Source organism: Belnapia rosea (assembly GCF_900101615.1).
In the GTDB taxonomy this organism is placed as follows: Bacteria; Pseudomonadota; Alphaproteobacteria; order Acetobacterales; family Acetobacteraceae; genus Belnapia; species Belnapia rosea.
Genome location: NZ_FMZX01000012.1, coordinates 1 through 22,265 on the forward strand (window position 1 = coordinate 1; position 22,265 = coordinate 22,265).

Genomic DNA, 22,265 nt, shown 5'->3' on the forward strand with positions numbered 1-22,265 from the left:
CCTGGAACCGCCTCGTCGAGCAGCCCTGGACTATCATGTCCATCGGACTGCGCGATTGGGCGCATCGGTTCTGATCAATGGGATTTGGTATAAGGCGCTTCCGCAGTTCGGCCTTGGCGATCTTCTCGAGCGTCGCCCGCGGCATGTCCTCGATCACCAGCACCTCCCGCGGCACCTTGAAATCGGCAAGCGCCTCCCGGCAGGCGGCGATCACCGCCTCGGGCAGCCTGGCGGCATCGGCACCTTCGGCCAGGGTGACGAAGGCGACCGGCACCTCATCCAGCATAGGGTGCGCGCGGCCGACCACCGCCGCCTCCCGCACCCCGGCGACGCCGAGCACCACCCGCTCGATCTCCGAGGCGGCGACATTCTCGGCCCCGACCTTCAGCATGTCCTTGGCGCGATCGGTGAATTGAATGGAGCCGTCATCCAGCAGCGTCACCAGGTCGCCGGTGGCGAACCAGCCCTCGGCATCGAAGACGGCCGCCGTCGCCGCCGGGTCGTGCAGGTATTCGAGGAACATCGAGACGCCGCGCACCCCGCGGCAGAACAGCGACCCCGTCTCGCCGGGTGCCACCGGGCTGCCATCTTCGCGCAGGATGCGGATGTCGTATTCCGGCGCCGCCCGGCCGATGGCGCCGGGCCGGTTCGGCACATGCAGGCTGCCGACGATGCCGTGGCTGACCGTCTCCGTCATGCCCCACCAGCCGATCCCGGGCACCCCAAGCCGCGCCGCCGCCGGCGGGTCCGAGGTGGCGAAGCCGAACATGCGGAGGTGATGGCCGGGCGGGATCTCTGCCTCCAGCACCGCCCGCAGCGAGAACCAGATGAAGGAAACCCAGGTCGTCCGATGCCGGAGCGCCACCGGCCAGAACCGGCTGGTCGACCATTTGGGCTGCAGCACCACGGTCCCGCCCGCCCAGAGCGTCGCCAGCATGGAATAGCCGAGCGCATTGGCGTGGAAGAGCGGCAGGTAGACCTGATGCACATCCTCCGGCACCAGCCCTTCATGGCTGGCATTCACCCGTGCCGCCCAGAGCGCATTGGCATGCGTCCAGACCACGCCCTTGGGGCGGGAGGTGGTGCCGGATGTGTACAGGACGGAGAGCGGCCGCTCCGGCTCCGGCGCCCGTCGCGGCCGGCTGGTCGGATCGGCGAAGAGGCCGGCCCAACCGGCGGTACCGGTGACGGCTATCCAGCGCAGGCCCGGTGCCGCGCCATCGACCAGCGCGGCCATGTTCGGCTGGGTGATTGCGGCGACGCTGCGGGAATGCTGGGCGAAATAGGCCAGCTCATCCGCCGCGGCACGGGTATTGGTCAGCACGGCGATGGCACCGAGCTCCGCCAGGGCGAAATAGGCCAGCAGCAGCTCCGGCGCATTCTCGAGATGCACCAGCACGGGGTCGCCCGGGCCGATGCCGCGCCGCGCCAGCCCAGCCGCCAGCTGCCCAACCTCGGCATGGAAGCGGCCATAGCTCCAGCTCTCCTCCGGCCCCTCGGCCGGCACCCAGATCAGGAAGGGGTGGCTGCCCCGCTGCCGTGCCTTGGCCGTCAGCAGCCAGGGCAGGTCCATCCCGGCGAAGGGTCCCGGCATGCCGTGCTGGAATCCGGCCATCGCATCTCCTCCTGCTGCTTTGCGGGCAGGATGTCAGTCGAGCAGCATCGGCACCAGGGAGAGCACCAGCAGCATCGCCATCGCCCGGTTGAACCAGCGCAGCGCCTCCGGCCGCCGCAGCAGCCGCGCCGCACCAAGCCCGATCGCCGCCCAGCCGAGCAGGCTGACGAGGGCGGCGGCCCCGAAAATCCCGGCCAGCAGCGGCGACTCGCCATAGGCGAGGATGGCAGCGCCAGCGATGATCCAGGCCTTGGGATTCACCCATTGGAAGAGCGCCGCCTGTATCAGGCTCATCGGCTTGCCGCGCGGCGTATCACCCGGCGTGAGGGGCGCAGCCCGGGCGATGCCCCAGGCGAGCCAGAGCATCCAGGCCGCCCCCACCCAGCGCAAGGTCGCCTGCAGCCCAGGCGAACCGGCCAGCACCTCCCCTGCCCCGAGCCCCACCAGCAGCAGCATCACCGGGAAGCCGAGCGAGATGCCGAGGATATGGGGCAGGCTCCGCCGCAGGCCGAAATTCACCGCCGAGGCGGCAACCATGGCGTTGTTCGGCCCTGGCGTCGCCGACATCGCCAGGGCGAAGCCGATGGCCGAGGCGAGCCAGGTGAGGTCCATGGCTCGCCTCCCTGCTAGGCCCCGGCCGCCGCGACGGCCTCGGGGCTCTGCCGCACCAGCGCCTCGTAATCGGTCATCAGCATGCGGGTGAGGTCGCCCGGGGTATAGGCATGCCCGGCAATCTCGCGCACCGGCGTCACCTCGGCCGCGGTGCCGGCGAGGAAGACCTCGGAGGCGTCCTTCAGCTCATCGATGCGGATGGTCCGCTCCACCACCTTTACCTGCCGCTTGCGGGCGAGGCCCATGACGGTGCGGCGGGTGATGCCGTCGAGGAAGCAGGCCGGCGTCGGCGTGTGCAGCTCGCCGCCCATGTTGAAGAAGATGTTGGCGCCCGTCGCCTCGGCGATGTCACCCTTGTAGTCGAGCATCAGCGCATCGTCGTAGCCCGCATCCATCGCGGCATGCTTCGACATGGTGCCGATCATGTAGAGGCCGGTCGCCTTGGAGGCGGTCGGCGCGGTGTCCGGCGCCGGCCGGCGCCAGGGGGCGAGGTTGAGGCGGACGCCCGCCATCCGCTGCTCCACGCCGAAATAGGCCCCCCATTCCCAGGCGGCGATGGCGAGATGCGTCTTCGTCAGCCGCGCGGCGACGCCCATCTCCTCCGAGCCACGCCAGGCGATCGGGCGGACATAGGCATCGGTGAAGCCGTTCCGCGCCACGGTCTCCTGGCATGCGGCGTCGATCTCCTCCACGCTCCAGGGGATCTCGAATCCGAGGATGCGGGCTGAGGCGATCAACCGCTCGGTATGGGCGCGCAGCTTGAAGATATTCCCGGAATAGGCCCTCTCGCCCTCGAACACGGCGCTGGCATAGTGCAGCCCATGCGAGAGGACATGCAGCTTGGCGCCGCGCCAGGGAACGAACTCCCCGTCCCACCAGATCCAACCGTCCCGGTCGTCGTAAGGAACGAGCGCCATAACCGCGTACCTCCGCAATATCGTTGCTTCCAACACGTCCAAGTTAGAATGATCGGGAAAAATGTGTCAATGTCACTGACCCAAACCGACCCGGGGAGAGCGCATAGCTGCCATGCCGGACCCAACTGACGGCCCGCCCACCGCCGCCCCGGTCGGTGCCGGGCGCAACCTCCTCTTCCTCCGTGAGGAGGAATTGCGCTTGGCCCAGGACCTGCTCTTCTTCGGCTATCGGGATTTCACCGCCGGTGCCGACCAGATCCTCGCCGAACTGGATCTCGGCCGAGCCCATCACCGGGTGCTGCATTTCGTCGGCCGCCGGCCCGGCATCACCGTGGGCGACCTGCTCGGCATCCTCGGCATCACCAAGCAGTCGCTCGGCCGGGTGCTGACACCGCTGATCGAGCAGGGCTATGTGCTGCAATCCCCCGGCCGCAACGACCGGCGCCAGCGCCTGCTCTCGCTCACCCCGAAGGGCGAGGCGCTGGAGCGGCGGCTGTTCGAGCGGCAGCGCGAATGGGTCATGCGGGCCTATCGCGAGGCCGGGCCGGTGGCGGTCGAGGGGTTCCGCCGTGTGATGCGCGGCCTGATGGGCGCTGAGGCGCGCGGCCAACTCGAGCGGCTGGAGCAGCGGCCGGACCGTCCGGTGCCGGGCCGGCCGCCCATACCGTCTTCCGTCGGGCGCCCGCCCACCACAGATTGGCCGGGACGGGGCTGAAGCGCCTCGTACCGCCTGAAAGAGGAATGCCGCCCATGCCTGCCGAGGCCGCCACCGCTGTCGACAACGCCCATCTGCTCGTGGTGGATGACGATGCGCGGCTGCGGGCGCTGCTGCAGCGATTCCTGTCGGAGCAGGGCTTCCGTGTCAGCATCGCCGCCGATGCCGCCGCCGCCCGCGCCCAACTCGCCGCCGTCGCCTTCGATCTGGTCGTGCTCGATGTGATGATGCCGGGCGAGACGGGACTCGAGCTGGTCGAGTCGCTCCGCCGCGATGGCAAGGACGTGCCGGTGCTGATGCTGACCGCGCGCGGCGGACCTGAGGACCGCGTGGCCGGCTTCGAGATGGGCGCCGATGATTATCTCGGGAAGCCTTTCGAGCCGCGCGAGCTGGCGCTGCGCATCCGCACCATCCTCCGGCGCGTGGCGCCGCCCGCCCAGCCGCTGACGGCCGCCCCGGTGCAGCTCGGCATGCGCTGGTTCGATGCGGAGCGCTCCGAGCTGCGCGGGCCGGAGGGCACGGTGCGGCTGACGGGCGGCGAGGCCGCCTTGCTGCACGCCCTCGCACGCCGCGCCGGCGATGTACTCAGCCGCGAGGAGATCGCCACCGCCCTTGGCACGCCGGAGGCCGGCGAACGCGCCATCGATGTCCAGGTCACCCGGCTGCGGCGGAAGATCGAGCCCGATCCGCGCGAGCCGCGCTACCTGCACACGGTCCGCCATCGTGGCTACGTCCTCAGGCCGGGCCCCTGATGCCGGGCCCGGTGATGGGCAGGCTGCGGCGCCTGCTGCCGCGCTCGCTGATGGCACGATCGGTGCTGATCATCCTGGCGCCGATGCTGGTGCTGCAGGCCGTCGCGCTGCAGCTTTTCTACGGCGGGCATCTCGACGTGATCTCGCGGCGCCTGGCGGGCGGCGTCGCCGGCGATGTCGCCTTCGTCGCCGAGCTGATCCGGCGCGAGCCGGCCGAGCAGCATCCCTGGATCTTCCGTGAGGCCTCCTGGCGCCTGGACCTGGCGCTGGCCTTCGAGCCCGGCGCCCGCATCCAGGGCGAGCGGCGGCCGAGCATGTCCATCCTGCCGCTGGAGGAAGACCTCAACAACGCGCTCGGCGAGCGCGTCCGCGCCCGCTTCGACACGGATTGGCAGAGCGACCCGCGCAGCGTCATCATCCGCGTGCAGATGCCGGATGGCGTGCTGCATGTGGAGGCACCGCGGAAGCGCCTCTTCACCGCGACGCTCTATCTCTTCGTCATCTGGCTGGTCGGCTCGGCGCTGCTGCTCTCGGGCGTTGCCATCCTCTTCATGAAGAACCAGGTCCGCGCCATCCGCCGTCTCGCCGCGGCAGCGGAGGCTTTCGGCCTTGGCCGTGATCTCGGCCCGATCAAGCCGGAGGGGGCGAGCGAGGTGCGCCAGGCGGCCGGTGCCTTCAACCGCATGCGCGAGCGCATCCGCCGCTTTGTCGGGCAGCGAACGGAGATGCTGGCCGGCATCAGCCACGACCTGCGCACGCCGCTTACCCGCATGCGGCTCGGCGTCACCATGCTGCCGCGCTCACCGGAGACCGAGGAAGATCTCGCCGCCCTGACCCAGGACATGGAGGAGATGGAGCGGATGATTGCCGCCTACCTGTCCTTCGCCCGCGGCGAGGGCACCGAACAGGCCCGCCCGGCCGATCTGGTGGAGCTGGTGCAGGACGTCGCCGCCAAGGCCCGGCGCTCCGGCGCCGCGGTGGAGGTGGCCGCGCCAGGCAAGCTTGCCCTGCCGCTGCGGCCCGATGCGGTGCGCCGCTGCCTCGGCAACCTGATCGACAATGCGCGCCGCCATGCCCAGCATGTCTCGGTCGCCGTGGAGACGGTTCCGCGCACCGAGCTCGGAGGCCCTGGGGGTGAGGGACAGTCGCTCTGGGCACAGGTGACGGTGGATGATGACGGCCCGGGCATCCCTGCCGCCGATCGCGAGGGCGCCTTCAAGCCCTTCGCCAGCGGCAGGCCCGATGGCACCGGCCTCGGCCTTGCCATCGCCCGCGACATCGTCCGCGCCCATGGCGGGGATATCCAGCTGGAGGAGAGCCCGCTCGGCGGGTTGCGGGCGCGGCTGCTGCTGCCGGTCTGATCAGAACAGCGTGGCGAAGGGCAGCACCCGCACCGCGTCGCCCGGCGCCACCGACAGCACCGCCTCCGGCAACTCGACAAAAGCATCACTCTCGGTCAGCGAGGTCAGCAGCCCGGCCCCTTCCCGCTCGAACTTAAAGGCCACCCCATCGCGTAGCCGGACGCGGACATATTCCCGGCGCCCGGCCTTTTTGCGGTAGCTGAACCCCGCCTCGGCCGGAAAACGCGGCAGCACCTCCGGCAGCGCGCCAGCCAATCGCAGGACCAGGGGGCGCGCCAGATGCAGGAAGGTCACCACCGCCGCCACGGGGTTGCCCGGTAGCCCGATCACCGGCGTCCCACCGGCAGCGAAATCCCCGCCGGATTTCGGCAGCACCCCCATCGCCACCGGCCGGCCCGGCTTCACCGCCAGCCGCCAGAAGACCAGCCGCCCGCCTGCCTCGATCGCGGCGCGGACATGATCCTCTTCCCCGGTGCTCACGCCGCCCGAGGTCAGCAGTAGGTCATGCGATCCGGCCGCCGCCCGCAGCGCCGCCGCCGTCGCCGCCGGGTCATCGGGAAGGATGCCGAGGTCGCTCGCCATCACAGGCAGGCGCGCCAGCAGGGCCAGCAGGGTGAAGCGATTGCTGTCATAGGCTTGAGCCGGGCCGAGCGGCGTGCCGGGCGGAGCTAACTCATCCCCGGTGGAGAAGACGCCTACCCGTACCCGTGGCACGACAGGAAGGGCGGCATAGCCAAGTGCGGCGGCGAGGCCGATTTCCGGCGCCCGCAGCCGGCGTCCGGCCGGCAGGGCCAGTGCGCCGGCGGCCACGTCCTCGCCCGCTGGCCGCGCATTGGCGCCGGGCTTGAGCCCGGGCGGCACCCAGACGCCCCTGCCTTCGGCAACCGCATCCTCCTGCATCACCACCGTATCGGCGCCCGGTGGCATCGGCGCGCCGGTGAAGATGCGGGCCGCCTGGCCGGGTGCCGGCGCCTGCTCCGCCACATGGCCGGCCGCGATCCGGCCGGCGAGCGGAAGCAGGCTCGGCTCTCCCGGTGTGAGGTCGGCATGGCGGAAGGCGTAACCATCGACGGCGGAATTGAAGAAAGGCGGCAGCGGCAACGACGCATGAAGCGCCCGCGCCAGCACCCTACCGGCGGCTTCGGTCAGGGGCAGGGTTTCCTCCCCCTGGATCGGCGGGATGCGCTCGGCGATCAGCGCCTCGGCCGCCTCGACCGAGAGCAGCGGGCCGCCGAAGGCAAAGCAGTCGTCCGAAAGCTGAGCCATTCCGGGTGTCCCCTACCAGTCGGCCATCGCCGCCGCATGCCGCAGCACGAGGTCGGCAATGGCCTCCGCATCGTCCAGGGACGCCCAGGGCAGCGGGCCCGGCGGCGGCACATCGCTGGCGATGGCGCGGATTGCCGGATCCTCCGGGTGCAGCCAGGGCTTGCCATTGGCAGTGCGATGGACCTCGATTTTCGGATGGCGGTCGCGCTTGAAGCCCTCGACCACGACCAGATCCACGGGCGCAAGCTGGCGGAGCAGCTCGGTCAGCCCTGGCTCCGGGCTGCCGCGCAGCTCGGTCATCAGCGCCCAGCGATGTTCCGAGCTGACCAGGACCTGCCTTGCCCCGGCCTCCCGGTGGACCCAGGAATCCTTGCCCGGCGTATCGACGTCGAAGCGGTGATGGGCGTGCTTGATTGTGGACACACCGACGCCCCGGGCACCCAAAGCGGGCAGCAACCGGGCCATCAGCGTGGTCTTCCCGGCCCCGCTCCATCCGGCGAGGCCGATTACCCGCATGGGCGGGGTCCTAGTCGGCGCCGGCTGCCTTCGCCCCGGGCGGCGGCACGACCTGCTGCCGTGCCCTGGCCAATTCCTCCTCCACCCACAGTGCGTGATGCTCCTTGGCCCAATTGTAGTCCACGCGCCCGCTGCCCATCGCGGCGAAGGCACCCTCCATGCCGAGGGAGCCAATATAGATATGGGCGAGCATGGCCGCGATCATCAGGACGGCGAGCAGGCTGTGCACGATGTGAGCGAGCTGCTGACCGGCGATGTCCACCACGGTGAATGGGAATATCAGCACATAGCCGGAGGCGGCGACCAGCCCGCCCCCCAGCACCGTGATCCAGAAGACCATCTTCTGCCCGGCATTGAATCGGCCCGCCTTCGGGTGGTGGCCGCTGAGGAAGCCGCCCCCCGCCTTGACCCAGGTGACATCCGTCCGGTCCGGGATGTTGTCCCGCACCCAGAGCAGCAGCATCAGCACGAGGCCGAGGGTGAAGGGAAAGGCGAGGAAGTTATGGGCCAGCTTCCCTGCCGCGCTGATGGCGGTGAAGGCTTCCGGCCCGGTCAGCGGCAGCAGGAGATGCCGCCCGAAGGTCAGGTTGAGGCCCGACAGGGCGAGGATGATGAAGCAACTCGCCACCATCCAGTGATTGGCCCGCTCCAGCAGGTTGAAACGCAGCAGCGTTCGGCCCGACCAGCCTTCGCCCAGGCGGATGCGCCCGCGAACCAGGAAGAAGAGCGCCAGCAGCCCCAGCATGCCGAGCACGGCGATGCCGCCGACCCAGGCCAGGGTGCGGTTGTGGAAGGCCCGCCATTCACGGCCTTCCGGCTGGATAAGATTGGCCGCCTTGGCATCAGGGATGCTGATGCGGCCATGGATCGGCTCGCCGCGCAGGAGGGCCCGCATCTCGAGCTCCGCCGCATCCGGCTGGCCGCGATCGCCGAGCGGCTGCGGCACCGGCGCGGTCTGCGCCATGGCCGGCCCTGCCAGCAAGGCGAGGGCGAAGGCCGCCCTGAGCAGGATGCGCCTCATGCCGGCAGCTCCTCACGGTAGGCGGTACGCCAGCCCCAGGCACCGGAGCCGTAGCCGCGGCGTTGCACCCGTTCCTTGTAGATGCTGGCGATGATCTCGCCGTCACCGGCGAGCAGCGCCTTGGTCGAGCACATCTCGGCGCAGAGCGGCAGCTTGCCCTCGGCGATGCGGTTGCTGCCGTACTGCATGTACTCGACGGCAGAGTTGTCCTGCTGCGGGCCGCCGGCGCAGTAGGTGCACTTGTCCATCTTGCCGCGCCCGCCGAAATTCCCGACACGCGGATATTGCGGCGCGCCGAAGGGGCAGGCGTAGAAGCAGTAGCCGCAGCCGATGCAGAGGTCCTTGTCATGCAGCACGATGGCATCGGCCGTCGTGTAGAAGCAGACAACCGGGCAGACCGCGGCACAGGGCGCATCGGTGCAGTGCATGCAGGCCATGGAGATGGAGCGCTCGCCCGGCTTGCCGTCACCGATGGTGACGACGCGGCGCCGGTTGATGCCCCAGGGCACCTCATTCTCGTTCTTGCAGGCGGTGACGCAGGCGTTGCATTCGATGCAACGGTCGCTGTCGCAGAGGAATTTCATCCGCGCCATGGTCAGGCGCTCCGGATCTGGCAGAGGGTCACCTTGGTTTCCTGCATGAAGGTCACCGGGTCATAGCCATAGGTGGTCACGGTGTTGACGCTCTCGCCCAGCACGATGGGGTCGGTGCCGGGCGGGTAGAATTTCCGCCGGTCCTCGCCCTGGAAGAAGCCGCCGAAGTGGAAGGGCATGAAGGCGACACCCTTGGCCACGCGATCCGTCACCAGCGCCTTCACCCGGACGCGGCTGCCGTTCTCCGGCCCGCTGACCCAGACCCATCCGCCGTCGCGCACGCCGCGCTCGGCCGCATCCGTCGTGTTGATCTCGACGAACATGTCCTGCTGCAGCTCGGCCAGCCACTTGTTGGAACGCGTCTCCTCGCCGCCGCCCTCGTACTCAACGAGCCGCCCGCTGGTCAGCACGATGGGGAAGTCCCGCACCACCGTCGCGCTGCGCGCCTGCACGCTCTGGCCGAGATGCGGCATGCGGAAGCCGCGGCGATCCGGCAGGGTCGGGTACTGCGCGACGAGGTCGGGACGCACCGTGTAGATCGGCTCGCGATGCACGGGCACCGGGTCCGGCAGGTTCCAGGCGACCGCGCGTGCCTTGGCATTGCCGAATGGCGAGCAGCCATGCTCCATCGCCACCCGGATGATGCCGCCCGACAGGTCGGTGGACCAGGCGGCACGGTCGATATTCGCGCCGAAATGGCGATCGAGGCTCGCCTTCTCGTCCGCTGTCAATTCGTCGAACCAGCCGAGCCGCTTCAGCACCGCGACGGTGAATTCGGGGTAGCCGTCCTCGATCTCGGAACCCTTGGACCAGCTGCCCTCCGCCAGGAGTGTCTGGCCGTTGCGCTCGACGCCGAAACGGGCGCGGAAGGTGCCGCCGCCATCCTTCACGTGCAGGTTGGTGTTGTAGAGAATGTGGCTGCCGGGATGCTTCATCTCCGGCGTACCCCAGCAGGGCCAGGGCAGACCATAATAATCATGCGCGACCGGTGTGCCCTCGCGGCCACGCAGCGTCACCAGGTCGAACTTGTCCTGGTGCTCCATATGCAGCTTGAGCCGCTCCGGTGACTGGCCGGTATAGCCGACGCTCCAGAGGCCCCTGTTCATCTCCCGCAGGATGCTCTCGGGCGCGACACGCCCGTCCTTCACCTCGATGCCGCTGAACATCCGGTCGGCGAAGCCGAGGCGCTGCGTCAGCGCATAGATCACGTCGTAGTCGTTGCGGCTCTCGAAGATCGGCTCGACAACCTTCGCCCCCCATTGCAGCGACCGGTTGGAGGCGGTGCGGCTGCCATCCATCTCGAAGCTGGTGCAGATGGGCAGCAGATAGGTCCCGTCTCGGCGGTTCGAGATCTGGCTGAAGGTCGTCGGGTGCGGGTCAGCGACGACCAGCAATTCCAGCTTCTCGAGGCCCTTCAGCGACTCCGGGATGCGGGTGACGGTGTTGCCGCCATGGCCGAAGACCATCATCGCCTTCAGGCTGTGCGGCTGCGCCACATAGGCTTCGCCGTCAGCAGCGGTCTTCTCCCGCTCGCCAGGCATCAGCGTCGCGTCGAACCAGCGCGTCGTCGGGATGCCGGGCATCTCCATCAATGCCTTGCTGCCGAAGCGGCCGAGCAGATACTCGTAGTCGACACCCCAGACACGCGCCCAATGCCGCCAGGCATTCTCGTCGAGCCCGTAGTAGCCGGGCAGCGTCGTGACATCGAGGCCGAGATCGGTCGCACCCTGGACGTTGGTGTGGCCGCGGAAGATATTGGCGCCGGTGCCGCTCGCACCGACATTGCCGGTGGCCAGCAGCAGCACGGAATAGGCGCGCACATTGGCGGTGCCCACCGTCTTCTGCGTCGCGCCCATGCACCAGATGAGCGTCGAGGGCTTCTGCGTCGCGAACATCTGCGCCACGCGCTTCAGCTGCTCGCCCGGGACGCCTGTGACGCGCTGCACCTCCTCGGGCGTCCACTTGGCGACCTCCTTGCGGATCTCGTCCATGCCGTAGACGCGCTGGCGAATGAACTCCCGGTCTTCCCAGCCATTCTGGAAGATGTGCCACAGCATGCCCCAGATCACCGGAATATCGGTGCCCGGCCGCAGCCGGACATATTCGGTGGCATGCGCCGCGGTGCGGGTGAAGCGCGGATCGATGACGATGAGGTTCGCCCGGTTGACCTCCTTGCCGCTGAGCACGTGCTGCAGCGAGACCGGATGCGCCTCGGCCGGGTTGCCGCCCATGATGATCATGGTGCGGGCATTGCGGATGTCGTTGTAACTGTTGGTCTGCGCGCCATAGCCCCAGGTATTGGCCACGCCGGCGACGGTGGTGCTGTGGCAGATGCGTGCCTGGTGATCGACGCTGTTGGTGCCCCAGAAGGCGCCGAGCTTCCGGTAGAGATAGGCCGCCTCGTTGGTGAATTTGGCCGAGCCCAGCCAGAACACGCTGTCCGGCCCGGCCTTCTGCCGCACCTCGAGCAGCTTGGCGCCGATCTCCTCGATTGCCTGGTCCCAGCCGATACGGCGCCATTCGCCGCCGACCAGCTTCATCGGGTACTTCAGCCGACGGTCGCCATGCACCAGCTCGCGCACCGCGGCGCCCTTGGCGCAATGCGTGCCGCGATTGATGGGGCTGGCCCAGCTCGGCTCCTGGCCGACCCAGACGCCGTTCTGCACCTCGGCGGTGACCGTGCAGCCGACCGAGCAATGGGTGCAGATATTCTTCACCAGCCGCACCGGCTTCGTGTGATCGAGCATGCCGGTCGCCGCGCCGCTCGCCTGGGCCCGGCCGGCGCCGAACCCGCCGAGCGCCGCGAGGCCTGCGCCGCCAAGTCCGGCCTGGCGCAGGAAGCTGCGGCGATCCATCCCGCCGCCGGACAGACCCTGGTAAGCGGAGACAAGGCGCTGCCGCGCCGCCCGACCGTCGCTACGCTTGATGAGCATCGCCGGACCTACTGCTCGTAACGGTTGGTGCGATAGAAGGCCTGCACATCCGCGGCATTCGCCTGGTAGCGGGCGGCGGCGCGCTGCGCCGCCTTTTCCTTCTCCGCCATGCGGGGCGGCACCGAATCCGCCCGCTGCGCCACGGCCGTTCCGGCCCCGGCCGCCGCGGCGCTGCCGAGCCCAAGAGCTCGCAGGAAGCCGCGCCGTGCGGCCGTGGTCTTCTCGTTCATCGCCACTCACCCTCCCGCGTCACGGCAGCGCGGCTGCCGCCTGTTCGATCTCGATCGTGATGCGCCCGAGCGCCCCGACCGAGCGGTAGAAATCCGCCGCCTGCGCCGCCTCCAGATCGGCGAAGCATCGCTTCGCCCAGGGTGCCAGGTGGCGGGCGAAGAACTCGCCGGCATCCAGGCCACCGAACCGCCGCTCCAGCAGCCCCGCCATCACCTCGCAGCAGAAGCCGAGATGATCCTCCGGCTCCGCCACGCCCTGCGCCCGCGTGATGCCAAGCGCCGCGAGCGTCGCCCGCAGCTCGGCCAGCGGCCGCTCATGGAGGAAGCCGGTCAGGTAGTAGGAGGCGTAAGGCAGCAACTCGCCCCGCCCGACACCGATGAAGAGGGCGAAGTATTCCCGCTCCGCCCGCGCCGCATCGGTCCGCGCCGCTGCCTCGGCCAGCCCGGCCAGCCCCTGCCCGATCGGCGAGGCATCGCCCCGCAGAGCCGCCAGCCGCCCCAGCAGCGCCGCATCCGGCGCGGCCGTCAGCAGCCGGCCCAGCAGCGCGAACAGGCGCGACCGTTCCGCATCGAGCGGGTCAGTCACTTCGGTTCCAGAGCCCGGAGATCGCATCATCATTATTTATCCAGATTAATTCCGAGACACAAGGCACAGGAAGCCTTCGGCCGGGAACCGTCCCGGATCCGGTCAGTCAGCCGCGAGGCAAGGATCTTGTCGGGACGTCACACCGGGGCCGCGCCGCCGTGCCGGCGCCGGGACGACGAGGTGGGCACGGGGTCGGACGGCAGGATCTCGGAGATGGAGGGCTCGGGCGGCAGCGCCGGCGCCTCGTCCGGCAGGGCGGGCGCTTCGGCCAGGACCGTGCCGGGCGATACGTCCGGCTCCAGCCCCTGCCCTGCCCCTGGCTCCGGGCCCGGCTCGGTCCCAGGCGCCTCCGTCTCCTCGGGTGCCACCGCCTCCTCCAGGGCACCGATTGCCTGGGCCAGCAGCTGCTTCAGGTCGCCGCCCAGCACATGGGCGAAGCCGGGCACGCCATCGGGCGCGTTGTAATCCCAGGCATAATCGGCAGGCCCGACGAAGTCGCGGATGCCGGGATCGAGCGTCCAGGCCTTGCGCAGCGCCGCCTTGCGCAGCGCCGCCGGCACCTCGGCGCGCAGATAGGCCGTGAAGTCGCTTGCCTGGGTCAGGCTCTCGACGGGCGGCAGGCTGGCCGGGTCGAAGGCCGGAGCTTCGGGAGGGGATACGGTCTCCGGCGGTGCAGCCGCCGGGGGCGCCAACGGCATTGGTTCGGCCGGCTCAGGCGCGCCCTGGGCCGCTTCACGCTTGCGGCGCGACCAGCGGCCGAGGAAACCCTCCCCGCTCATTGCCCGCGCCGCCCGCCCGGCCTCGTGCCGAGCGAATCCGGGTCCGCCCGGTCGCGGCGGCGCTTGTGCTGCGCGCGCTCCACATGATGCTCGAGGATGAAGGCGTCGACGACCGGGCGCAGCCAGTCCGGCAGCACGAGGCTCTCCAGCAGGTCGGCGCCGCTATCGGCATAGAGCTGCGCCTCGCCGGCATCGACGGTGACGACATGCAGGGCAAGGCCCGGCTCCGCCTCGACCGGCCGCAGCACCACCCAGATGCGCGGCGGGTCGGCGGTCATGTTGTCGCGGTAATTCGGCGTGTCGGTCGGCGAGAGCACGATCTCCGCTGCACCGGCGAAGAATAGGGTACTGCCGCCCTCCTCCCGCAGCACCGTCCAGTCCGGCAGCTCGGGCGCCTCGCGCAGCACCTCGACGGCGCGCCAGGACCAATCGGCCCAGCGCGTGGCGGCCGGGCGGCGCTCGGCCAGGACGGCCACGGGGATGCGGATGGTGCCGGGAACCTCGAGCCGCATCACACCGCCTCCGCCGCCGTCTTCAGCGGCAGGCCGACCGCGAGGTTCTGCGGCTTGAGCCGCACCCGCTGCGCCACGTCCATGGCGATCGCCAGATAGACCGGCCGCCCCGCCGCCCGCGCCAGCACGCGCGAGGAGTCGGCGAATTCCAGCACGCCTAGCCAGAGGATGCGCGCGAGCCGCGCCTGCTTCACCTTGGAGCCCTTCCAGAGATCATTGGCGATGGCGGTCGCCTCTGCATCAAGCCCCACATGCCAGGTCCAGTTGCGGTCATCGATCACCGGCACCGGATGGATCGCGACCTCCTCCCCGACGACATGGCGGATGAAGCGCTCCAGCGCTCGTGCCATGCCGTGCTGGCCGGGCCGCCCCTCGGCGATATCGAGCGCCAGGTCATGCGCGTCCGAGCGCGCTGCATAGTTGGATGCATGCGTCTCGGACAGGACATCGAGCTCCACCTCGCGCGGCGGCGCGCCAGCCTCGGTCAGCAGCCGCCCGATGCTGCCGAGATCGCCATCGGCGGCGCGGGCATCGAGGAATTCCTCATCCGCCAGCAGCAGCGCGCCGGGGTGGATGGCGGCCCGCTGCGGCCGGAAGAAGGCCTCGGCGGCGCGGAGGGTGAAGGCATCCCCCTCCCCCTCCATCGCCGCGCGGGTGACGAGATGCGTCAGCATCTGCAGGAAGATCGGCGGGACGCCCGCCACCCCCTCGCGGAACAGGCGGAGCCAAGCGGCCTCCAGCGTCGGCGCGGCGCGCACCCGTTCGCGGAAGGCGAGGAAGACCTGCCAATTCTCCCGCGCATCCGCATCCGCCAGCGCCGCCAGCTCGGCCTCCGGCACCGGCCGCAACGGCGCCGCCAGCAGGCCGGTATGCAGGGCGAGTTCCGCCTCGCAAGCCTCCTCAGGCGGCAGCAGCTCCGGACGGGCCAGGAAGGCACGCCAGAGATCGGGCGTCGGCACCAGCCGCCCCGCCTCGTCCCGGTCGCAGAGGTGGTGGCCGGAAGACAGCCAGAAATCGCCCGGCCCGATCATCGCCCGCCCTTCCCCATTGCGGTGAGGTCCGGCCGTTCCGCCGGCTCCTCCTCCGTCTCGACGATGCCGAAGACCGGCAGCGCCCCGAATTCGCGGTGCTCCGCCTCGCGCCGGTGCAAGGTGCGGAAGCGCTCGCGCACCGTCCCGTCCTCGATGCTGCGGCTCAGCGCCAGCACGGTGCCGGCCGGATGGCTGCAAAGGGATTCGGCGAAGCTGATCTCCTCCTCCGCCGCCGCCCGCGCGGCGGCCTCATCCGGCGCGCCATACTCGGACCGGATATGCGCGGCGAGCGCGGCGACGGCGGCCTCCCGCTCCACCGGGCCTGCTTCGGCCACCTCCACCAGCGTCGACCAGCCAAAGCTGCCGAGGCCGAGGAAGCCGGCGCGGAAGGCCTGGCGGCGCTTGCCGGTGAGGCCGGCCGGCTCATCGTCCCAGAAGGCGAAGCCGCCGGGTACCGCCCATTCGCCCGGCTCCGCCGCCCGCTCGAAGACCACCAGATCCGAGGGGTCGAGCCGCAGGGTGCGCGGCAGGCGGCTCATGCGAGGGGGACCAGGCGGCGCGCGCCGTCGCGCTCCAGCACCAGCGCCCCGCTGCGCGGATCGATGCCGCGGCGAAGGCCGGCCTCGTCCCGCCCATCCTCCAGCCGCGCGAGGCAATCCTCCAGCAGCTTGCGAGGGCCCTGCGACTGCCAGCGATCCAGGCCGGCCATCAGGTGCCGCGCCCAGGCGGCAGTCAGCGCGGCGGCGGAAGGCGCCTCGAAGCCTTCCTCCTCCAGGCAGGTGCGGTCGGGGTGATGCCCTGACTCATGCCCAGGCGGGAAGGCCAGGGCCAGCTCGAAGCCAACCACCAGCCAGTCCGGCACCGCAGCCTCCCCGGTGCCCGGCGGCGCGGCCAGGCGCAGCCCGCCGCAATGCCCGCCATTCACCAGCACCTCCGCCGGCCAGCGCAGCGCGATGATCGCCTCGGGCGGACCGAGCACCACCAGCGCATCGGCCAGCGCATTCGCCGCGGCCAGAAGCGCCAGCCGGGCTTCGGCCAGGGAAAGCTCCGGCTCCAGAACCACCGCGGCCTCCGCCCGTGCATAGGCTCCCACCCAGGCGAGCAATCCGGCGCCCCGCTCCGCGGCCAGCGCCATCGCCCGCGCCATGGCGTCGCCGCCCTCGCGCAACGCGAGAGGGGTAAAGACGCTGGGCAGATCGGGCAACTCCATGCTTCTCCCTCGCAAGGTCGTGGATCGCGGCATATATGCGCCCGGCCCAGGCGCGCCTAGGGCAGCATCGCCGAAGGTCCGAACGGCCGCGTTCCTGTGGGTGCGGATCATGCCTGGCACCGAATATAGTAAGGAATTCCCGAGAATGCCGGACCGCATCGCCCTGGTTTGCAGCTGCGAGGACAGCATGCGCCTCGATGAGCGGGGCATCGCGCGTGGCTGCGGCGCCGAGCTGCGGACCGCGGAGCAGCTTTGCCAGGCGCAGCGGGACCGCTTCCTCGCCGCCCTCGCCACCGGCCGGCCGGTGACCGTCGGCTGCACCCAGGAGGCGCCGCTCTTCACGGAACTCGCCGAAGAGGCCGGCGCCACCCAGCCCCTCGCCTTCGTCAACCTTCGTGAACAGGCCGGCTGGTCGGCCGAGGGTGCCGGGGCGGGACCGAAGATCGCCGGGCTGATCGCCGCGGCGGCCATTCCCCTGCCCGAGACCGCGCTGGTGCCGTTGACCAGCGCCGGCGTGACCCTGGTCCTGGGCCGCGACGCGGTGGCGATCGAGGCTGCCCGGCGTCTCGCCGACCGGCTGGACCTGACCGTGCTGCTGACCGGCACCGAGCCGGTCACCCCGGCGCCGCGCACCGATTTCCCCATCCTCCGCGGCCGGGCGCGCAGCGCCACCGGCTGGCTCGGTGCCTTCGAGGTGGTGGTGGATGGGCATGCCGCGCCTTCCCCCGCCTCGCGCGCCGCCTATGCCTGGGGCCCGGGGCGGGACGGGGCGCGCAGCCGCTGCGACGTCATCCTCGACCTGACCGGCGGCCCGGCGTTGTTCCACGAGACGCGACAGGGCTATCTGCGCGCCAACCCGGCCGATGCGGCCGCCGTCGAGCGCTTGGTCGCCGAGGCCGGCCAGCTTGTCGGCGAGTTCGACAAGCCGCGCTTCGTCCAGTTCGAGGCCGGGCTCTGCGCCCATGCGCGCAACCGCCGCACCGGCTGCACGCGCTGCCTCGATCTCTGCCCGACCGGTGCCATCACGCCCGGCAAGACCAGCGTCGAGATCAGCGCCGAGATCTGCGCCGGGTGCGGCGCCTGCGCCGCGGTCTGCCCGACCGGCGCGGTGACCTATGCCCTGCCGCCGCCTGGCACCACCCTGGCCCGGCTGCGTGCCTTGCTGCTGGGCTATGCCGAGGCGGGTGGGCGAGACGCCATCCTGCTGCTGCATGGCGGCACGCATGGCGAGGGGCTGATCGATGCCCTGGCCCGTCATGGCGAGGGTCTGCCGGCCCGCGTGCTGCCGCTGCGGCTCAACGAGGCCAGCCAACTCGACCTGGCGACGCTTGCCGCCGCCTTCGCCTGGGGCGCCGCGGGCGTGCGGGTGCTGCTGCCGGGCCGGCGGGGCCATGGCACCGAAGGGTTGTTCCGCAACCTCGACTATGCCGAGGCGGCGCTCGATGGGCTTGGCCTCGCCGCCGCCCTGCCGCGCGCCGCGGCGATCGAAACCGATGACCCCTTCAGCCTGGGCGAGGCGCTGGCCCCGGCCCTGGCGCTCCGCACCGGCTGGCCCACAGCCGGCTTCCTGCCGCTCGGCGCACCGCGAGAGGTGCTGCGCCAAGCGTTGCGGGCCCTGCGTGGACCGGAGGCGCCGGAGGTGATCGCCATGCCGGAGGCCGCGCCCTTCGGCATCGCCGCGGTTGCCGCCGACGGCTGCACTCTCTGCCTCGCCTGCACGATGGTCTGTCCGACCGGGGCCTTCAGCGCCAATCCCGAGACGCCGCAGCTGCGCTTCCTGGAGGATGCCTGCGTGCAATGCGGCCTTTGCGCCGCAACCTGCCCGGAGCGGGTGATCAGCCTCAGCCCCCGGCTGAACTTCGCCGAGGCCGCGTCCCAGCCGCAGGTGGTGAAGGAGGAGGCGCCCTTCCCCTGCGCGCACTGCGCCAAGCCCTTCGGCACGGCCAGCAGCATCGCCCGGGTGAAGTCCCGCCTGGCCGCGAGCGGCCACTGGATGTTCAAGGATCCGTCCCGCCTCGCCCTGCTCGAGCTTTGCGAGGATTGCCGTGCGTCGGAGGCGACGCTCGGCGGTGTCGATCCCTATGCCGGCCCGTCTCGTCCCGTCGTTCGCACGACGGAGGACTGGATCCGGGAAGCGGAGGAGGAGTAGCCCTCCTCCGCCGGGATCAGGCTCAGCCGCCCTTGTTGGAGCGGTTCCGCATCGGCCGGTATTCGGAGGGCACGCCCCCGACGCCCGGGCCGGCGGTGGTGCCGTCGCGGGTGACCTGCGGGCGGCCCTGGGTGTCACCACCCGAGATCGTCGCCGTGCCGGCGCCGGCATTGGCGCTGTGCGGCTGCCGGTAGATCTCCTGCTGCAGCGGAGGCGAGCCGGGGCCGCTGGTGGCCGTGGTCGGGGCCGGGCCGCTCGGGGCGGAGCAGGCCGCCAGGGCCGTCAGGGCAGCCAGGGAAAGGAACGTCTTACGCATGGGTCAGGTCCCGATCATGAAAGAGCCACAGGATCGTGGTTCCAGGCACTGGACTGGAGCGTAACTGTCACCCTCAAGGGTTGCAATGCATCATGTTACGGTGGGCGTCGTTACCAGCCTGTCGTGCCAGCTTCACCTTTGAACGGCCCGATCAGGTCTTGCGTAATCCAACCACCATAGAAGTCGCCGGGCTGCGGTACCACGGATTCATCGTCGACGAGGCAGGCCTCCATTCGCCCCGCATAGACCGCGACATGGTCGCGGATGGTGACGAACCCGGCTGACGGCGCCGGGTAGCTCCAGCCCGCCGCCACCGCCACCACCCCGCCCGCTGCCAGGGTCCAATAACGGGCGAGTCCTTTCCATTCGCAGAAGCTCTGGCCCGGCGCCGGCCGCAGCACTCCGGGGCGGAAGGCATCCGGCGGCAGGTACCAGACCGGTGGGTGAAAGGTCTCCAGCACGCGCCAGGCCGCCTGCGTATCGGCGATCGTCTCGCCGCCGAGGCGGATGCGGATCCGGCGATGGCTCGGCTCCAGCCGGGGCGGGCGGGGGTAGTCGGCAACGCGTTCTGTCATGGGCCCCATCTGGCCCGGCCCCCTTCCCCTGCAACCATCCCGGACGCATCTCTGCTGCCCAACCAAGGAGGACGCCGCATGGCCGAGAGCAACCTGCAGATCCTGCTGCGCCGCCGCCCCAAGGGTGAGCCGGTGCCGGAGGATTTCGAGATCGCCGAGACGCCGGTGCCGCAACCCCAGCCAGGCGAGGTCCTGGTGCGCGCCCAATACCTCTCGCTCGACCCTTATATGCGCGGCCGCATGTCGGACGCGAAAAGCTATTCCGCCCCCGTCGCCCTCGGCGCGGTGATGGAAGGCCAGACCGCGGGCGAGGTCGTCGCCTCGACGGTCGAGGGTTTCGCGCCGGGCGATACGGTACTCGGCGGATTCGGCTGGCAGCGCTACTCCTGCGTGCAGCCGGGTCGCCTTTTCAAGATCGATCCCAAGGAGGCGCCGCTCTCGGCCAGCCTTGGCGTACTCGGCATGCCGGGCCTCACCGCCTGGGTCGGGCTCGAGGATATCGGCCAGCCGAAGGCGGGCGAGACCGTCGTCGTCTCCGCCGCCTCCGGCGCTGTCGGGCAGGTGGTCGGGCAGATCGCCAGGATTCGCGGCTGCAAGGTGATCGGCATCGCCGGTGGCCGGGAGAAATGCGAGTTCGTCACTGAAGTACTGGGCTTCGATGCCTGCATCGACCATCGCGGCGACCTCGCGGCCGAGCTCGACCGGCACTGCCCGCAGGGCGTCGATGTGTACTGGGAGAATGTCGGCGGCGCCGTGCAGCGCGCGGTCTTCCCACGGCTCAACGACCATGCCCGCATGGTGATGTGCGGCATGATTGCCGAGTACAACGACGTGGAGCCGCGCCCCGGGCCGAACCTGATGGCCGCCGTGCGCAAGCGCCTGCGCATTCAGGGCTTCATCGTCAGCGACAATGGCTGGCCCCGCTACCCGCAATTCCGCCAGGAGATGCTCGGGTTCATGGCGGCCGGGCGCATGGCCTGGCGGGAGGATGTCGTGGAAGGGCTGCGCAACGCGCCGACCGCCTTCATCGGTCTGTTGAAGGGCAGCAATTTCGGCAAGCTGGTGGTGAAGATCGACTGAATACCGGTGGGGGATGGGCCTACCCATCCCCCTCCTGTCGCCATTCAGCACCGGCGCTCTTGCCAGCCGGTGCCGCCAGGACGATGTATTTCGTTCCCATGATGAAGCGGTTCGGCGGCGATACAGAGCCCCTCGATCGATCCGATTAGGAAATCGAATAATGCCGCGCTACAGCGCCTCGGGGGTATGAGAGCATAATCGCGATGAATACTGGTTTGGCTTCGATATGGTGGCCGGCCAAGCCTGTGCCCTGTCGTTGACGCAGAACGGCACCAGCGACACCTCGTCGATTGCAGTTTATGCCGCGGATGCCAGCACCTCGGTCAATGGCGGGCCTATCGGCCAGGTGACGCGCTGTACCTCGCCGCCCTCGGTCGCGCGCCCGACACGCTCGGGCTGAATGGCTGGTCGAGCCATGTCGAGAGTGGCCACTCCATTGCCGACCTCGCCGGCGCCTTCGTCAACAGCGCCGAGTTCAACGCCCACTACCCGGCGGTGAGCAACAGCGGCTTCGTCACCATGCTCTACCAGAACACCCTCGGGCGCGAGCCCGATGCCGGCGGCCTCGCGGGTTGGATCAGCTAAATGGACCAGGGCCACAGCCGGGTGGAACTGCTCCAGCTCTTCGCCGACAGCCAGGAGTTCATCCACAAGATCCTGCTCCTCATCGACGGCGGAATCACCTTCGCCTGAGGGTACTGGCGGAGCCAGCCGGCCTCGCCGCCGATCACGCCTCGGGGCGATGGCGAAGCCCATCCATGAAGACATCGACCAGGCGCAGGACCTGGGTCTGCCAGCCCGGACGCTCCTGCGCGTAGCAGAGGCCGACCAGGGTCCGCAGCAGATCCTCCGCGCCGATATCATCGCGGACCTCGCCGGCAGCGGCGGCGCGCTGCAGCAGATCCCCAAGCGCCCCGGTCAGCCGGTCAAGGGAATAGGCCGCAAGATCCGACGGGCGATAGGCCGCGAGGGCAAGCGCCGTCCCCATGCCCCGTTTCGTGGCGATGAACTCCACATTCGCCCGCATCCAGCGCCGGAGTGCCTCGGCCGGCTCGGCCTCCGCCTTCAGTTGCTCGGCGAGCTCGACGAGCTGCTCCACCTCGCGGCGATAGACCGCTTCGTACAGGGCTTCCCGGGTCGGAAAGTGGCGATACAAGGTTCCGATGCCGACGCCAGCCTGCCTTGCCACGGCCTCCAGGCTCGCCTCTGCGCCGCCCTGGCTGAAGACCAGCTTGGCCGCCTCCAGCACACGCTCGCGGTTCCGGAGGGCATCGGCACGTGGCTTCCGTGCGCCTTTCGCTCCCTGATTCGTCATACCAGCCGCCCGGCACCCCTCTTGTAAACGGAGGCACCCTCCGTATTTTATCGCCCATGGCAGCGGGTGGATAGGCTCCGGTTCCCGATCGCCTGCTCCTGAACGCCATGCCCGGCCCGTCGTCTCCCAACGGGCCGGGCGTTTCAAGGGCGCCCCTCGCCCCAGGGCGAACACCATCCTG

Annotated in this window: 24 protein-coding genes; 6 read left to right on the top strand and 18 right to left on the bottom strand. The window is 70.2% G+C overall.

What is annotated here, in order from left to right:
• The 3 genes from BLR02_RS18070 to BLR02_RS18080 all read right to left on the bottom strand — a co-directional run.
• On the bottom strand, positions 1–1,615 hold a 1,615-nt coding region (locus BLR02_RS18070; protein ID WP_143018186.1), incomplete at its 3' end, for an AMP-binding protein.
• A gap of 33 nt (positions 1,616–1,648) precedes the next feature.
• The gene (locus BLR02_RS18075; protein WP_090664167.1) at positions 1,649–2,227 is read right to left on the bottom strand and encodes a LysE family translocator; all 579 of its coding nucleotides are present in this window, start codon (positions 2,225–2,227) and stop codon (positions 1,649–1,651) included.
• A gap of 14 nt (positions 2,228–2,241) precedes the next feature.
• Positions 2,242–3,144: a branched-chain amino acid aminotransferase gene (locus BLR02_RS18080; RefSeq protein WP_090566495.1), complete on the bottom strand. Its 903-nt coding sequence runs from the start codon at positions 3,142–3,144 to the stop codon at positions 2,242–2,244.
• Positions 3,145–3,256: 112 nt separating this feature from the next.
• Between BLR02_RS18080 and BLR02_RS18085 the strand changes: the two genes are divergently transcribed.
• The 3 genes from BLR02_RS18085 to BLR02_RS18095 are packed head-to-tail and all read left to right on the top strand — an operon-like array spanning position 3,257 to position 5,972.
• Positions 3,257–3,859, top strand: coding sequence for a MarR family winged helix-turn-helix transcriptional regulator (locus tag BLR02_RS18085; protein ID WP_090566492.1), 603 nt, complete (start codon positions 3,257–3,259; stop codon positions 3,857–3,859).
• Positions 3,860–3,885: 26 nt separating this feature from the next.
• Positions 3,886–4,611 (top strand): response regulator, encoded by a 726-nt coding sequence (locus tag BLR02_RS18090; RefSeq protein ID WP_408735483.1) that lies wholly within the window; start codon positions 3,886–3,888, stop codon positions 4,609–4,611.
• The gene (locus BLR02_RS18095) at positions 4,611–5,972 is read left to right on the top strand and encodes an ATP-binding protein (protein ID WP_245704842.1); all 1,362 of its coding nucleotides are present in this window, start codon (positions 4,611–4,613) and stop codon (positions 5,970–5,972) included. The genes BLR02_RS18090 and BLR02_RS18095 overlap by 1 nt, the downstream gene beginning before the upstream one ends.
• On the opposite strand, the gene BLR02_RS18100 is transcribed toward BLR02_RS18095, so the two are convergent.
• From BLR02_RS18100 to BLR02_RS18155, 12 genes are all read right to left on the bottom strand, one after another.
• Positions 5,973–7,238, bottom strand: coding sequence for a molybdopterin molybdotransferase MoeA (locus BLR02_RS18100; RefSeq protein ID WP_090664168.1), 1,266 nt, complete (start codon positions 7,236–7,238; stop codon positions 5,973–5,975).
• A gap of 12 nt (positions 7,239–7,250) precedes the next feature.
• The gene (gene mobB / locus BLR02_RS18105) at positions 7,251–7,754 is read right to left on the bottom strand and encodes a molybdopterin-guanine dinucleotide biosynthesis protein B (RefSeq protein ID WP_090566487.1); all 504 of its coding nucleotides are present in this window, start codon (positions 7,752–7,754) and stop codon (positions 7,251–7,253) included.
• Positions 7,755–7,764: 10 nt separating this feature from the next.
• On the bottom strand, positions 7,765–8,775 hold the full coding sequence (locus tag BLR02_RS18110) for a formate dehydrogenase subunit gamma (protein WP_090566484.1): 1,011 nt from the start codon (positions 8,773–8,775) through the stop codon (positions 7,765–7,767).
• Complete coding sequence (gene fdh3B, locus BLR02_RS18115) at positions 8,772–9,368, bottom strand: formate dehydrogenase FDH3 subunit beta (protein WP_090664169.1); 597 nt, start codon at positions 9,366–9,368, stop codon at positions 8,772–8,774. Before fdh3B ends, BLR02_RS18110 begins: the two co-directional genes overlap by 4 nt.
• Positions 9,369–9,370: 2 nt before the next feature.
• Positions 9,371–12,301, bottom strand: a complete 2,931-nt coding sequence (locus tag BLR02_RS18120) for a formate dehydrogenase subunit alpha (RefSeq protein WP_090664170.1) — start codon at positions 12,299–12,301, stop codon at positions 9,371–9,373.
• 8 nt (positions 12,302–12,309) lie between these two features.
• Positions 12,310–12,531, bottom strand: a complete 222-nt coding sequence (locus tag BLR02_RS18125) for a hypothetical protein (RefSeq protein ID WP_090566475.1) — start codon at positions 12,529–12,531, stop codon at positions 12,310–12,312.
• 19 nt (positions 12,532–12,550) lie between these two features.
• Positions 12,551–13,117 (bottom strand): TorD/DmsD family molecular chaperone, encoded by a 567-nt coding sequence (locus BLR02_RS18130; protein WP_342670585.1) that lies wholly within the window; start codon positions 13,115–13,117, stop codon positions 12,551–12,553.
• Positions 13,118–13,254: 137 nt separating this feature from the next.
• Complete coding sequence (locus BLR02_RS30500) at positions 13,255–13,896, bottom strand: DUF3306 domain-containing protein (RefSeq protein ID WP_090664171.1); 642 nt, start codon at positions 13,894–13,896, stop codon at positions 13,255–13,257.
• A complete protein-coding gene (locus BLR02_RS18140) occupies positions 13,893–14,408 on the bottom strand; it encodes a DUF3305 domain-containing protein (protein ID WP_090664172.1) in 516 nt (171 codons plus the stop codon). Before BLR02_RS18140 ends, BLR02_RS30500 begins: the two co-directional genes overlap by 4 nt.
• Complete coding sequence (locus BLR02_RS18145; protein WP_090566466.1) at positions 14,408–15,439, bottom strand: DUF6352 family protein; 1,032 nt, start codon at positions 15,437–15,439, stop codon at positions 14,408–14,410. The genes BLR02_RS18140 and BLR02_RS18145 overlap by 1 nt, the downstream gene beginning before the upstream one ends.
• Complete coding sequence (locus BLR02_RS18150; RefSeq protein WP_090664173.1) at positions 15,436–15,978, bottom strand: DUF6505 family protein; 543 nt, start codon at positions 15,976–15,978, stop codon at positions 15,436–15,438. The genes BLR02_RS18145 and BLR02_RS18150 overlap by 4 nt, the downstream gene beginning before the upstream one ends.
• Positions 15,975–16,649, bottom strand: a complete 675-nt coding sequence (locus BLR02_RS18155) for a biotin/lipoate--protein ligase family protein (protein WP_090664174.1) — start codon at positions 16,647–16,649, stop codon at positions 15,975–15,977. The genes BLR02_RS18150 and BLR02_RS18155 overlap by 4 nt, the downstream gene beginning before the upstream one ends.
• Positions 16,650–16,794: 145 nt before the next feature.
• On the opposite strand from BLR02_RS18155, the gene BLR02_RS18160 reads away from it, so the two are divergent.
• Positions 16,795–18,798, top strand: a complete 2,004-nt coding sequence (locus tag BLR02_RS18160) for a 4Fe-4S dicluster domain-containing protein (protein WP_090664175.1) — start codon at positions 16,795–16,797, stop codon at positions 18,796–18,798.
• A 22-nt stretch (positions 18,799–18,820) separates the two neighbouring features.
• On the opposite strand, the gene BLR02_RS18165 is transcribed toward BLR02_RS18160, so the two are convergent.
• Complete coding sequence (locus BLR02_RS18165; RefSeq protein ID WP_090566457.1) at positions 18,821–19,114, bottom strand: hypothetical protein; 294 nt, start codon at positions 19,112–19,114, stop codon at positions 18,821–18,823.
• 110 nt (positions 19,115–19,224) lie between these two features.
• Positions 19,225–19,689 (bottom strand): DUF427 domain-containing protein, encoded by a 465-nt coding sequence (locus BLR02_RS18170; RefSeq protein WP_218127987.1) that lies wholly within the window; start codon positions 19,687–19,689, stop codon positions 19,225–19,227.
• A 78-nt stretch (positions 19,690–19,767) separates the two neighbouring features.
• Between BLR02_RS18170 and BLR02_RS18175 the strand changes: the two genes are divergently transcribed.
• Together BLR02_RS18175 and BLR02_RS30900 are read left to right on the top strand one after the other, a co-directional pair.
• The gene (locus tag BLR02_RS18175; RefSeq protein WP_090566451.1) at positions 19,768–20,769 is read left to right on the top strand and encodes an NADP-dependent oxidoreductase; all 1,002 of its coding nucleotides are present in this window, start codon (positions 19,768–19,770) and stop codon (positions 20,767–20,769) included.
• Between the two features lie 435 nt (positions 20,770–21,204).
• Positions 21,205–21,354, top strand: a complete 150-nt coding sequence (locus tag BLR02_RS30900) for a DUF4214 domain-containing protein (RefSeq protein ID WP_281201091.1) — start codon at positions 21,205–21,207, stop codon at positions 21,352–21,354.
• A 142-nt stretch (positions 21,355–21,496) separates the two neighbouring features.
• On the opposite strand, the gene BLR02_RS18185 is transcribed toward BLR02_RS30900, so the two are convergent.
• Positions 21,497–22,084: a TetR/AcrR family transcriptional regulator gene (locus BLR02_RS18185; protein ID WP_090566444.1), complete on the bottom strand. Its 588-nt coding sequence runs from the start codon at positions 22,082–22,084 to the stop codon at positions 21,497–21,499.
• Positions 22,085–22,265: the final 181 nt, after the last annotated feature.

Coding starts and splice junctions, on each gene's coding strand:
- BLR02_RS18075 (WP_090664167.1), bottom strand. CDS start 2,227: ATGGACCTCACCTGGCTCGCCTCGGCCATCGGCTTCGCCCTGGCGATG.
- BLR02_RS18080 (WP_090566495.1), bottom strand. CDS start 3,144: ATGGCGCTCGTTCCTTACGACGACCGGGACGGTTGGATCTGGTGGGAC.
- BLR02_RS18085 (WP_090566492.1), top strand. CDS start 3,257: ATGCCGGACCCAACTGACGGCCCGCCCACCGCCGCCCCGGTCGGTGCC.
- BLR02_RS18090 (WP_408735483.1), top strand. CDS start 3,886: ATGCCGCCCATGCCTGCCGAGGCCGCCACCGCTGTCGACAACGCCCAT.
- BLR02_RS18095 (WP_245704842.1), top strand. CDS start 4,611: ATGCCGGGCCCGGTGATGGGCAGGCTGCGGCGCCTGCTGCCGCGCTCG.
- BLR02_RS18100 (WP_090664168.1), bottom strand. CDS start 7,238: ATGGCTCAGCTTTCGGACGACTGCTTTGCCTTCGGCGGCCCGCTGCTC.
- mobB (WP_090566487.1), bottom strand. CDS start 7,754: ATGCGGGTAATCGGCCTCGCCGGATGGAGCGGGGCCGGGAAGACCACG.
- BLR02_RS18110 (WP_090566484.1), bottom strand. CDS start 8,775: ATGAGGCGCATCCTGCTCAGGGCGGCCTTCGCCCTCGCCTTGCTGGCA.
- fdh3B (WP_090664169.1), bottom strand. CDS start 9,368: ATGGCGCGGATGAAATTCCTCTGCGACAGCGACCGTTGCATCGAATGC.
- BLR02_RS18120 (WP_090664170.1), bottom strand. CDS start 12,301: ATGCTCATCAAGCGTAGCGACGGTCGGGCGGCGCGGCAGCGCCTTGTC.
- BLR02_RS18125 (WP_090566475.1), bottom strand. CDS start 12,531: ATGAACGAGAAGACCACGGCCGCACGGCGCGGCTTCCTGCGAGCTCTT.
- BLR02_RS30500 (WP_090664171.1), bottom strand. CDS start 13,896: ATGAGCGGGGAGGGTTTCCTCGGCCGCTGGTCGCGCCGCAAGCGTGAA.
- BLR02_RS18140 (WP_090664172.1), bottom strand. CDS start 14,408: ATGCGGCTCGAGGTTCCCGGCACCATCCGCATCCCCGTGGCCGTCCTG.
- BLR02_RS18145 (WP_090566466.1), bottom strand. CDS start 15,439: ATGATCGGGCCGGGCGATTTCTGGCTGTCTTCCGGCCACCACCTCTGC.
- BLR02_RS18150 (WP_090664173.1), bottom strand. CDS start 15,978: ATGAGCCGCCTGCCGCGCACCCTGCGGCTCGACCCCTCGGATCTGGTG.
- BLR02_RS18155 (WP_090664174.1), bottom strand. CDS start 16,649: ATGGAGTTGCCCGATCTGCCCAGCGTCTTTACCCCTCTCGCGTTGCGC.
- BLR02_RS18160 (WP_090664175.1), top strand. CDS start 16,795: ATGCCGGACCGCATCGCCCTGGTTTGCAGCTGCGAGGACAGCATGCGC.
- BLR02_RS18165 (WP_090566457.1), bottom strand. CDS start 19,114: ATGCGTAAGACGTTCCTTTCCCTGGCTGCCCTGACGGCCCTGGCGGCC.
- BLR02_RS18170 (WP_218127987.1), bottom strand. CDS start 19,689: ATGACAGAACGCGTTGCCGACTACCCCCGCCCGCCCCGGCTGGAGCCG.
- BLR02_RS18175 (WP_090566451.1), top strand. CDS start 19,768: ATGGCCGAGAGCAACCTGCAGATCCTGCTGCGCCGCCGCCCCAAGGGT.
- BLR02_RS18185 (WP_090566444.1), bottom strand. CDS start 22,084: ATGACGAATCAGGGAGCGAAAGGCGCACGGAAGCCACGTGCCGATGCC.